At 31.6% G+C, this 12398-nt stretch carries 9 protein-coding genes; all 9 read left to right on the top strand.

The window, feature by feature from the left end:
• Positions 1 to 3937, top strand: a 3937-nt coding sequence (locus ACVC2P_RS16335; protein WP_452599524.1) for a reprolysin-like metallopeptidase, incomplete at its 5' end; no start/stop codon positions are given.
• A 51-nt stretch (positions 3938 to 3988) separates the two neighbouring features.
• The gene (locus ACVC2P_RS16340) at positions 3989 to 4807 is read left to right on the top strand and encodes a T9SS type A sorting domain-containing protein (protein WP_452599525.1); all 819 of its coding nucleotides are present in this window, start codon (positions 3989 to 3991) and stop codon (positions 4805 to 4807) included.
• 77 nt (positions 4808 to 4884) lie between these two features.
• Complete coding sequence (locus tag ACVC2P_RS16345; RefSeq protein WP_452599526.1) at positions 4885 to 5757, top strand: DUF4846 domain-containing protein; 873 nt, start codon at positions 4885 to 4887, stop codon at positions 5755 to 5757.
• Positions 5758 to 5832: 75 nt separating this feature from the next.
• Positions 5833 to 6210, top strand: a complete 378-nt coding sequence (locus tag ACVC2P_RS16350; protein WP_452599527.1) for a Na(+)-translocating NADH-quinone reductase subunit F — start codon at positions 5833 to 5835, stop codon at positions 6208 to 6210.
• Between the two features lie 25 nt (positions 6211 to 6235).
• The gene (locus tag ACVC2P_RS16355; RefSeq protein ID WP_452599528.1) at positions 6236 to 7225 is read left to right on the top strand and encodes an FAD:protein FMN transferase; all 990 of its coding nucleotides are present in this window, start codon (positions 6236 to 6238) and stop codon (positions 7223 to 7225) included.
• Between the two features lie 97 nt (positions 7226 to 7322).
• Positions 7323 to 10217: a histidine kinase gene (locus ACVC2P_RS16360; protein ID WP_452599529.1), complete on the top strand. Its 2895-nt coding sequence runs from the start codon at positions 7323 to 7325 to the stop codon at positions 10215 to 10217.
• Positions 10218 to 10219: 2 nt separating this feature from the next.
• Positions 10220 to 10972 carry a LytR/AlgR family response regulator transcription factor gene (locus ACVC2P_RS16365; RefSeq protein ID WP_452599530.1) on the top strand — a complete coding sequence of 251 codons (753 nt, stop codon included), beginning with the start codon at positions 10220 to 10222 and terminating at the stop codon, positions 10970 to 10972.
• Between the two features lie 94 nt (positions 10973 to 11066).
• A complete protein-coding gene (locus tag ACVC2P_RS16370; RefSeq protein WP_452599531.1) occupies positions 11067 to 11351 on the top strand; it encodes a hypothetical protein in 285 nt (94 codons plus the stop codon).
• A gap of 166 nt (positions 11352 to 11517) precedes the next feature.
• On the top strand, positions 11518 to 12398 hold an 881-nt coding region (locus ACVC2P_RS16375), incomplete at its 3' end, for a hypothetical protein (protein WP_452599532.1).

The following is a 12398-nucleotide window of genomic DNA, read 5'->3' on the forward strand; positions in this document are numbered from 1 at the left end:
GAGTATAGCTAATGCTCCTATGAGAGGTGAAATTATAGCTAAAAACTCTCCAGTTAGAATTGCATTTCCAAATGCATCTGGAGAATTCGAAACATTTGCTATTATTGAAACTCCAGTAATGGAGGAAGAGTTGGCTAGAAAAATGCCAATGATAAAAGCCTATGCAGGTCAGGGAATAGACGATCCTAGTGCTACAATGCGTTTTACAGTTACTCAATTTGGTTTACATACAATGACATTGTCTGGAACTAAACGCTCTTGGTATATAGATCCTTATACAGAGGACAGAAATAATTATATGGTATACTCTAAAGCAGCACTTGGTATAGATAACCAAGGATTTGAGTGTTTAACAGATGAGAAAGTCGAATTACCTTCGCTTAGTGGTAATACTTCAACAAACAAGGCGATTGATGATAGTAAATTAAGAACATACAGATTAGCGCAATCTTGTACTGGAGAATATGGAACCATTTTTAAAGGAACAGGAACTACAGCTCAACAAAAAGCTAATGTGCAAGCACAGATGGCTATAACTATGACGAGAGTTAATGGTATATATGAAAGAGACTTGGCAACAACAATGATTTTTGTTGCAAACAATGATGATGTTATATACTTAACAGCGAATAATGATCCATGGAATAATGAATGGAATACCCAAACGGCTGTAACATTAGATAATGTAATAGGCGTAAATAATTACGATATTGGTCATAATTTTAATACAACAGGAGGCGGTAGTGCAGGATGTTTAGGTTGTGTTTGTACAAGTGTTTCTCAAACAGGAACGCACAAAGGGCGTGGTTATACAGGAAGAGCTGACCCAACAGGAGATCCATTTGATGTAGATTATGTGGCTCATGAAATGGGGCATCAATTTGATGGTTGGCATACTATGAATACTTGTAGTCGTTCTGGTAATGGTGCTACAGAAGTAGAACCGGCCTCAGGTACAACTATTATGGGGTATGCAGGGATTTGTGCATCTAATGTTCAAAATAATAGTGATGCATATTTTAATTATGTAAATATTAGAGATATTTCTGCTAATATTAAAACTGGAGCTAGTAGCTCTTGTGATGTAGAAACTAATATAGGTAACTCAGCTCCAACTGCAGACGCAGGGAGTAATTATACTATTCCTGTTTCAACACCATATATGCTTATAGGAAGTTCTACTGATCCAGACGGTACAGCATCTCATACTTTTACTTGGGAGCAAAACGATACAGAACAAGCACCAAATGGACAAGCACCACCAGTTGCTGGAAGTGCTGTAGGACCAATGGTGCGTTCTTTTGAAGGCACAACAAACCCAATAAGATATATACCTAGGTTATCAGATTTAGTAACTACAGGAGGATCAACAACATGGGAAGTATTACCATCTGTATCTAGAACTATGGAATTTGCTTTAACTGTGAGAGATAATAATGCAGGAGGAGGACAAACTGCGGATGATTTAATGACAGTGACTACTAATGCTAGTGCAGGTCCATTTACAGTGAGTTCACAAAATTCAGCTACAGTATGGCCACAAGGAAGTACACAAACAATTACCTGGAATGTTGCAGGAACTAATGCCGCTCCAATTAATGCAGCTAATGTTGATATCCTTTTATCCAAAGATGGAGGATTAACCTATCCTACAGTTTTAGCAACAGCTACACCAAATGATGGCTCACATGATATCGTTGTTCCTAATGGAGAGTCTAGTACATGTCGTATAATGGTTAAAGGTAGCGGAAATATATTTTTTAATATAAACTCCGCAGTAATAGATATTTCAGGAGCAGTTAACCCTGTAATTTCTTATGCAAGTCCATCAGCTTCAACCACAGAAGGGGCTGCATGCTATACAGATATTATTGTACCATTAACTGTTGCAGTTGGGCCGTCGGCTAATGCAACTGTTACTTTTAATATTACTGGAGGAACGGCAATAAATGGGGATGATTTTGAAATTCTAACACCTAATGTCGTTTTTGCAGCTGGAGCTACAGCTTCTCAAGATTTATCTGTTAGAGTATACAATGATGGATTTGTAGAGGGTACAGAAACAGTAACGATAGACTTTACTGTTAGTGGAGGTGATGCAACAGCAGGTACGAATTCATTGGTGTTGACAATTAACGATGATGATAGTGTGCCATCTGCAAGTACAAATATGACGCTCTTTAACGATGATTTTTCAGATGCTGATGCTAGTGATTGGACTATTCGAGATGGTAATAATGAAACTGCAGATGATTGGAATTTAGTTCAAGAATCTAATTGGACGACTCCTTTTGGAATCTATACAGATTATTTTTTAGCATCATATTCATGGAATGGCTCTGATTATAGTCCAGATAATTTTGTAACATCACCAGCAATTACAATTCCAGATGGAGCATCTAATATAAACTTAAGATATTTTGCAGGTTCAGGAAGTGATGGTAATTTTTATAGTGAAAATTATGAAGTTTATATTTCTACATTGGCTGGATCAATAGCAAATATTACAGCAGGAACTCGTTTAGTAGATACAGTAATTCCTGCCGTTGGAGGTGCTTATTATGATGTAGCAATTCCTAATGCTTTTGCTAATTCAAGTCAACCAATATATATATCATTTAGACATCACGATACAACAGGACAATGGGTACTAGGTGTAGATGAAGTCTCTATAACAGCAGATGTTGGAGCAGAAATTCAAACAGCTGTAAATACAGGAGTAACAGACGATGCATTAAATATACCAGGAAATGGAACGGCATATACTGCGGATGATTCAGGGAATTTCATGTTAGATATTGTAAATAAAAATGGATTTGATTATGGTTGCACAGATGTATCTGTTGTAAGAGCAGGAACAAGTACTCAGTCATATAATGGAAGTGTAGCTCCAAATCTAGTAATGGATAAGTCATTTACGATAACACCAACAAATACAACAACTTCTGGAGATGTAGATATTACTTTTTATTTAGAAGCAAGTGAGTTTACATCAACAAGTTCTTTATATGCCCTAAGGGAAGGTTCAGGAGAAGTGGTACCATTAACTGTGGCATCATTTGGACCTAATACAACATTAACAGGGACTTTTACAGGTCTATCAGGAACCTATTATTTTGGACCAGAGTCGGCCTTTAGAGTAAGAGTATCACCAAAAGTATACTTACAAGGGGCTGCATTAAATCCAAATACAGGCGAAGAGAGTTTAATGAGAGATGATTTACGAGTAGCAGGATACATACCTACAACGAGTCCATACGATGCAACAACATGTAATGCCTCTGTATTTAATGTAACAGGAGCAAATGCCATAGTAGACTGGGTATTAGTTGAATTAAGAGATGCCGTAACTAACACTACAGTTACAGCCTCACAATCGGCTTTACTTCAAAGAGATGGAGATGTTGTTGGAGTAGATGGCACTTCAAGTTTACTGTTTAATACATCAGGTAAAGATTACTATGTAGTAGTAAAGCATAGAAATCACTTAGGTGTAATGACGAATGGATTATTTGCATTATCAGCAACAACCTCTATAGTGGATTTTACTAATACAACTCCTATTACATTTGGTACTGACGCACAAACCAGTTTTGGAATGCCAAGTGGTATGTTAGGTATGTGGGCAGGAGATAGTACAGGAAATGGGCTTTTAAATTATTTAGGAGGTTTCTCAGATGTGCCATCAATACGCGCACAGGTATTTAACGATCCCAATAACTCAATATTTGGAGGCCCACCAGTAGCAACTTATGGTTCTTTAGGATATTATGGAACGGATATAAATATGGATGGTTTAACCTATTATGCAGGAGCAAATAGTGATGTTTTACATATAAGAAATAATATATTTAATAATCCATCAAACTCAGTATTTGGAGGCCCACCAACAGCAACCTACAACTTTACACAACAATTACCAGAAGGAACTAACTAAAACAATAAAAAAATGATATATTTGTTAACTCTAAGATATAAAACAGAAAAAATGAAAACAAAATTACTATTACTACTAACATTAATAATTGGAATTAATGTTCAAGCACAAGACGGATATACTTTTTCACTTGTTCAAAACAGCGGTTATAATTATTCAGTTGTAGCTGTACCAGATTATACAGCTTCTGCTGCACCAAACCTAGAGTCTTTTTCTTTAACGATAATGATACAAGATGGTGGGTATACTGGTAAAGACCATATTACTTTACCTTATGGCTCAATAGAATTAACTACTACAGGGGAGATTCCTATTTTTACAGCTGCTCAGTTAGATTCAGCTGACCCAGGTAATGATAGAGGCGCATATGTTATGTCTATTAGTTCTGGTTCTTTTTCTTTACCTATGCACAATGCTAACGAACCATTTCCTATTGTTACATTTGACATATTAGGTTCTCCTACTACAGGTGAAGTTAGTATTTTAGATAATGGGAGTTCATTAGCAATGGCTGCAGGAGGACAATTTGATAGTTTCATGAGGGCTGATACTACTGGTGGTTTTAATCCTATACTTGTATATGAAGGACAATCAGGAACAACTTCATACAGCTTTGCAACATTAACAGTTGAAGAGAATGAATTAACAGGGTATTCAATTTTTCCTAACCCAGCAAATGATGTTGTAACTATTAAAGGATTAGAAAATACACTATCTAAAGTAGAAGTATTTAACATTGCAGGACAAAAAGTATACAACAGCACTTCTAATATGGAAACTATTAACGTTAGCACCTTTAACGCAGGGGTTTACTTTGTAAAGCTATCTACAGAAGAAGCTAGTTTAACAACTAAATTAATAAAAGAATAATTAGGTTGCAATAAACTAATTATTATAAAATAGTAAAAGCCAATACGAAAGTATTGGCTTTTTACGTTTATAAGATTATGAAAAAAGTAATATTAGTTATCTGTATTTTAATCTCCATATGTGCATTGGCATTACAATTCAGTCCAATGAAGCAAGTGGTTAAACAAACTGTAAAAGGGATTACCACAACGACATCACTTTTAAATAAAGATAGTTTAACTATTAAATCTAGAGTTAACACACCAAAAGGGTATAAGCGAGTAAAATATAATACAGGATCATTTGAAGATTATTTAAGAAACTATAAACTTAAGCCATTTAATAGTAAAATAATTAATTATGATGGTAGCGAATATTATTGGCAAATTGGGCATATAGGAATATTAGATGTCCCAGTACCAAAAAATGGATTGCAGCAATGTGCAGATGCATTAATAAGAATTAGAAGTGAGTATTTGTGGGATAATAATAGAAAAGATGAGATTGGTTTTAATTTTACAAGTGGGCATTACTGCTCTTGGTTAGAATATGCAGAAGGCTACAGGCCAAGAATAAATGGAAATAAAGTTACTTTTAGTAAAACAGCAAAAAGTAATCATACTAAAAATAATTTTTATAAATATTTGAATTTAATTTATACCTATTCAGGAACCTTGTCTTTGTATAATGAGTTGCCACAAATAAAAGCTATTGAAAAACTTAAAGTTGGAGACATGTTAATACGTGGAGGTACACCAGGCCATATTGTTATGATAGCTGATGAAGCTGTTAATGAGAAAGGAGAAAAACTTTTTTTATTGTTTCAAGGTAATACACCAGCACAAAGTGTGCATTTGGTTAAAAATCTTGAAGACACAGAACTATCTCCTTGGTATGATCTAAAATTAAATGTAGAAATAGGTGTTTCTAATTACACATTTAATAACTCCAAATATGTGAGATTTAAATAAATGTAAAACATGTTTTTTGTTTATTTTGAGTAAGCGACGACTATTAAATAATAACAATTGTTGTATTTTTGTTATATGAATAAAGCATTATCAGCCCAAGAACTGCATAACTTGGCAATGAACCATGTTGGCAAAGACCTAGAACAACGAGGATTCGAATTTATAGCAGTTAATAGTAAGCTTAAAAAACACCCGCAATTTGTTTGTATAGATGCTAATAAGCAATATTTTTTTGTTATTGTTAAAGCAGTAATGCTTCCCGAAAATGCTAATAATTACGATATAGTTTGGATGGAATCATTTAAAACGCATGCTAGAGAACATAATGCTAAAGTATTATATGCAGGAGTTGGTTTAGGTAACCCAAAAGGAGAAGAGCTACCAGTATATCTAAATGAAGAGTATCTTATAGAATATAATGGTATACAAGTTTTAGAAACCAATTTAAATTAATTTGTTAAAAACAAAATACTTTATAATGTTTAAAAATACTGTACTGTTAATTATTACTACTTTAACATTAGTGTCTTGCAAAAGTGAGTTAAAAAAAATGAAACTATCTGGTCCTATATTTGGGACATTCTATGATATAAATTATTATTCAGAAGAAGGAATTAATTATCAAAAAGAAATAGACAGTTTATTTTATACAATCAATCAGTCAATGTCTAATTACCAAGCAGATTCAGACATTTCAAAAGTTAACAAGCATATATTAGATAGTATAGATAATCATTTTATAAAAGTTTTTAAAACCTCCAAAAAGATTCATAAAGAAACTAAAGGCGTTTTTGACCCCACTATTGGTAAATTAGTTAATGCATGGAACTTTGGGTCAGAAAAAAACAAAACACACTTAGATAGCCTTAAAATAGATAGTTTAATGCAGTATGTAGGCTTAGATAAAATAACCTTAAAAGGATCTAAGCTTGAAAAACAAAAACCTAAACCATACCTAGATTTTAATGCAATAGCTAAAGGATATGCTGTTGATGTTGTAGGAGAGTTTTTAGAACATAAAAAAATTAAAAACTATTTAATTAATATAGGCGGTGAGTTAAGAGGAAATGGTATAAACATTGATAAAAAATCTGGTTGGACTGTAGGTATTGAAAATCCCAATTTTGATGGTACTCAAAGCTATGATAAAGTCTTTGTATTAAAAGATAGGGCGATGGCTACTTCTGGGACGTATAGAAAATTTAAAGTAGATGAAGAAGGTAATAGGTACGCACATATTATAGATACAAAAACAGGTTATCCAACACGAACAAATATTTTAAGTGTTTCTATTATAGCAAGTAATTGTATGGAAGCAGATGGATATGCAACGGCTTTTCAAGCTATGGGAGTAGAAAGAGTAAAACAATTTACAAAAGCGCACCCAGAACTAAAAGCATATTTAATTTTTGAAAATGATAAAAATAAGCTGGAAACACTTATTTTAAATAACTTCCCATTAAACTAAAACCATAGATTTAGCAACTGAAAGAGGTGTTTTAGAAGTTATAAAAGGCTTTTATTAAAACTAAAGTGTACATTTAGAATTTAATATTTTCTAGATTTTGATAAAAAAGCATTTAATACTTATTCTGTATTTATTCATTTCTTTTGTTGTACAAGCTCAAGATCCTTTATCTATACATATTGGTGAAGAAAACGGCTTGCCAGATAAGATTATTTATAGAATGTTAGAGGATAAAGATGGGCTTATATGGCTTGCTGCAAACTCTGGACTCTACAGCTTCAATGGAGAAAAATATGTAAAATATACCCATCCAAAACTGGTGAGGTCTTCGGTCTTTGGTCTAAAATTAGATAAGAAAGGACGAATTTGGTTTAATAACATGGGAGGAGAGTTTTACTATGTTGAAAACGGTAAAACTGTTCTTTTTATGAACTTAAAAGAACATATAGGAGAAAAACTTGTAACGTTCGAAATTATAGATAACAATATCGTATTTGTTGATAAATATCGGTACAAAATAGATATTGATACGAAGGTAATAGATAGAGTGAAACTTTATAATAGTCAAAAAAGCCTTTATTATAATTATAAAGGAAAAGAGTATTATTACCAAGATGATGCATTGCATGAAATTAAAAAAGGATCTCATGTAATGCACTTTAAAACTGCAATTACAGAAAAAGAAGAATTACTTTCAAATATGTTTAGTTACAGAGAGAAACTTTATATGCTCTCTCAAAGAAGAAACATAAATTCCTTTTTCGAAATTAACGAATCAGGAATTAAACCAGTAAACGATTTCAATGCTATTTCTCGTATTGCAATATCACATTTAAAAAAAATAAAAAACAACTATTGGTTTTTTACTGTAAATGGAGCGTACGAATATGGTTATGTTGATGGAAAATTAGTTTTAAAAAACCATTATTTAAAAGAAAAGAGAGTAACCGACCTTATTATAGATCGCAATAAAAACTATATATTTTCTACACTAAATAATGGGTTGTATGTAATTCCCGATTTAGACGTAAAAGAATATAAAACAGAAGCATATAAAGAAGATTTAATATCTCACTTTGTAGCTGTCAATGACTATACAATAAATTATATATCTAACAATAATAAATTACACTCAGTTAATTTAAAAACTAAAAAAAGTGTTTCCCGAAATATAGATTATTTTAAGGAACAACGCGTTTATTACGATAAATTAAAAAATCAAGGATTATTTTTTAATGGAGGCTTTATAGAAGTATATAATCCAGCTAATTTAAAAGTAACTAAGCAATTAATTAAATATACACCCAAAGACATAAAACGATTAAACGATAGCTTGTTTATTACCTCTAATTACGATAGGACTAAAATACTAAATAATAATCTAGAGGGAAAAATAGCTTTTAATGGCAGGTCAGGAAGCTTAACAACAACTAAATCTGGGCACTATTATGTAAATACTGCAAGGGGACTTAAATGGGGAACTATAAAAGAAAGGAATTTAGAAAACGTCCTACACGATAACACCAAGTTGTACATGCGTAAGCTAGTGACTAAAACAAATACAGATAGCGTATGGATAAGTAGACCTAATTGGGGGCTTTATTTAATGAAAAACGGAAAGATTTTAAAAACGATTTATAAATCTGAAAAAGGGTTACTTGATAAAAATATAAGAGCAATGGCTACCGATGAGGAGAATCTATGGATAGCTACAAATAAAGGTATACAACGCTACAATTACGAAACAGAAAGTTTTATAAATTATAGTATAAGCGACGGTATTATACATCCCAGAATATTAAAACTCCAAGTAACAGGCAACTATGTGTGGTATCAAACATCAAATGGGATATATCAATTTCCAAAAACAAAACAAAAGAAAAAAATATGCGTTCCAGAAATTTATTTTTCAGAAATAAAAATTGAAAATAAATTACAAGAAATAAAAGAAAATTATAAAATAGATTATGATGCCAATGCATTGGGAATAAAATTTATGGTCAACGGACTAAATGTTTTAAATGAATATCAATTTGAGTATAAAGTAGAAGGCTTAAACCCTGAATGGATTACTTTAGAACAAGGCAAGCATGAGGTAGATTTTAACAGTTTGCCAAGTCGAAAATATATAATTAAAGCTAGAGCAAAGAATATACTAGAAGGCACTTACACCAATACAATACAATTTAAAGCAGATGTAACGTTACCATTTTGGAAGCGCTGGTGGTTTGGTGCTTTAATAGCAATTATAGGATTGGCTAGTGTAATTGTTTTTTTTAAAATTAAAGCAAAACATAAAGAAGAACAAAAAGAAAACGAATTAGAGCAAGTAAAAATAAAGCACCAATTAGTGGCGTTAAAACTAGAGAATTTACGTTCACAAATGAATCCGCATTTTATATTCAATGCATTAAACTCTATTCAAGAATATATTATGCTTAACCAAAAAAAATTAGCAAGCGATTATCTAGGGAAATTCGCAGATTTAATGAGAGCCTATTTACGTCATAGCTCAAAGGGGAGAGTTCCATTACAAGAAGAGATAGATTGTTTAGAAATGTATTTAGAGTTAGAGAAACTACGTTTTGAAGACAAACTAACATACAGCATAAAAAATGATATATTAGAACCTAATAATATATATATTCCTACGATGTTGATACAGCCTTATGTAGAAAATGCACTAAAACATGGACTATTACATAGAAAAGAAAATAGAATATTAAAAATAGATTTTAGCTTACACGAAGCGTTAAAAACTATAAAATGTAGTATAGTAGATAATGGAGTTGGCAGAACAAAAGCTAAAGAATATAAAGAAAGAAGTTACAAACAACATAAATCTTTTGCAACTAAAGCTAACCAAGATAGACTAGATTTATTAAACTACGGAAAAGAAAAACAAATAGGAGTTACGATTACAGATTTGTTAAAAGAAGAAACAGCAATAGGGACACAAGTAGATATAATAATCCCTTACGAAAATATATGATTATGAAGGCGTTAATTATAGATGATGAACCAAAAGCAAGACGACTATTGCAATTGATGATTCAAGAAAATTGTTCAAAAATTAAAACAGTAATCACAGCAGAAGATTTATTAAGTGGTATTGAGGTTATAAAAAGGGAACAACCACAAATAGTATTTTTAGATATAGAAATGCCAGAACATTCTGGATTAGAAATTTTAGACTTTATAGATAAAACGCATCATAATTTTGAAGTCATTTTTACAACAGCATACAGTGAATATGCCATTAGAGCGTTCGAGTTATCAGCTATAGACTACTTGTTAAAACCAATAAGAGTAGATAAATTACAATCTGCCATAAATAAGGCTTTATTAAGCATTGGTAAATCGCAAATAAATGTAAAAATAGAAGAACTAAGGAATAGCCTAAATAGTTTAAACTTTAAAAAAATAGCACTACCAGTAGCAGATGGCATTAAGTTTGTAGATTTTGAAGACATAATAATGTTAAAAGCAGATGGAATGTACACTAATATTTCACTTCAATCCAGAGGCGAAATATTAATAAGTAAACCCCTAAGACACTTTGTAGAGCTATTGGAAAACACTTCCACATTCTATAAACCACACAGATCTTATTTAATTAATTTAAAATACATACAAGAATACTCTAAAAAAGATGGAGGATATATTGTAATGGATAATAACGAAACAGTATCGATATCTAAGGATAAAAAAGAAGAGTTTTTAGCAATAGTGCAAAGCATAGGGTAAGTTTTAGAAGTTGATATAGGCTTTTTAGAAAAGTTAATATCGTTTACTTTGTAAGTAGAGTTACTTTTAAAGATTATTTAAAATGATAACGATTATGAAAAAACTAACACTTATACTCTTTATTTTAAGTTTCTCAATTACAATATGCTCTAATGCTCAAAAAGGATATGTTAAAGAAGTAGATTCGTCAATATCTAAGATAAATCACTCTATAAATAAACTAGCAAAAGACCCTATTACACAAACAAATCTAAAGAAAAGAAAAGTAATTCGTAAGAGGAGTACCATTAGTGAAGAAGATTTACTTTATGTGATATTATTAAGCTACTTAAACAAATACTACTCTTCAAGTAGAAAAATAAGCTCTAAAAAGAACTAAAAAGTTAGAATGTTCAATACTTTTATAATACTAATTACTACTATGCCTTGTTATAAGTATTAATTTTTGTTTTAGAAATTGAAAACTGCATTTCAGCAATTGGTAATCATTTTCTTGTTAATTAGTAGGTAGTTTTATGCTTTAAACCACAAACTATAATTATACTATGAAAACAAGATTGCTTTTCTTATTTTTTTTATCTTCACTCTCTTATGCACAAATCCCTACAAATGGCCTTATTGCGAGTTATGAATTAGATAATGGAACTTTCGTCGATGGTACAGCGAATATGAATGACTTTACCAAAACTGGCGTGTCTTCTTCCAATACGTCTAATAGGTTTAACGTAGTAAACAATGCTTTAAGTTGCAATGGAGATTACCTCACAAGAAGTGATATTAATTTTGGAAATACTTCTGGTTCATTTCAAAGCGTAAACCAAGTAATAAATTATAGCTTTTGGATTAAAACCTCTACAAACGATTTAAATAGAAGAACCATTATAGATCAAAGTGAACGCTCAGGAACTGGCTTTAATGGTAATGAAACAGGTTATTTTATTTATTTAAAGAATGGTAAAATTGGAGCCTCTTCTAGAGTACGTTATAATAGTAACCAGCTAAATCAAGCAGTACAAGCTAATATAGGGCATACTTTTGAATCAACAACAACTATAGCAGATGGTAATTGGCATCACGTAAATGTAAGTGTAGAATTAACGTTTGTTAATAATACCTCAAATTTTGCGCGTTATGAGTTGAAAAATACTATAACAATAGATAATAACCCAACCCAACAAAACCCTACGACCTTTGTTGCGGCTTTTGGAGTAACTAAAACCATACATTCACTAGGAAACGTTAATATAGCAAATAACAGAATATCTAATTTATCTGGAGTGGATATATACCAAGATGAATTAGATGATATACATGTATATGACAGGGCTTTAACAACAGCAGAAATTAATACATTATTCTCTAATGGAAATTTTTGTGCAGTGCCAGATGTATCTATTTTAGGAGATACTGCAGTAACCACTAACAG

Source organism: Pontimicrobium sp. MEBiC01747 (genome assembly GCF_053601635.1).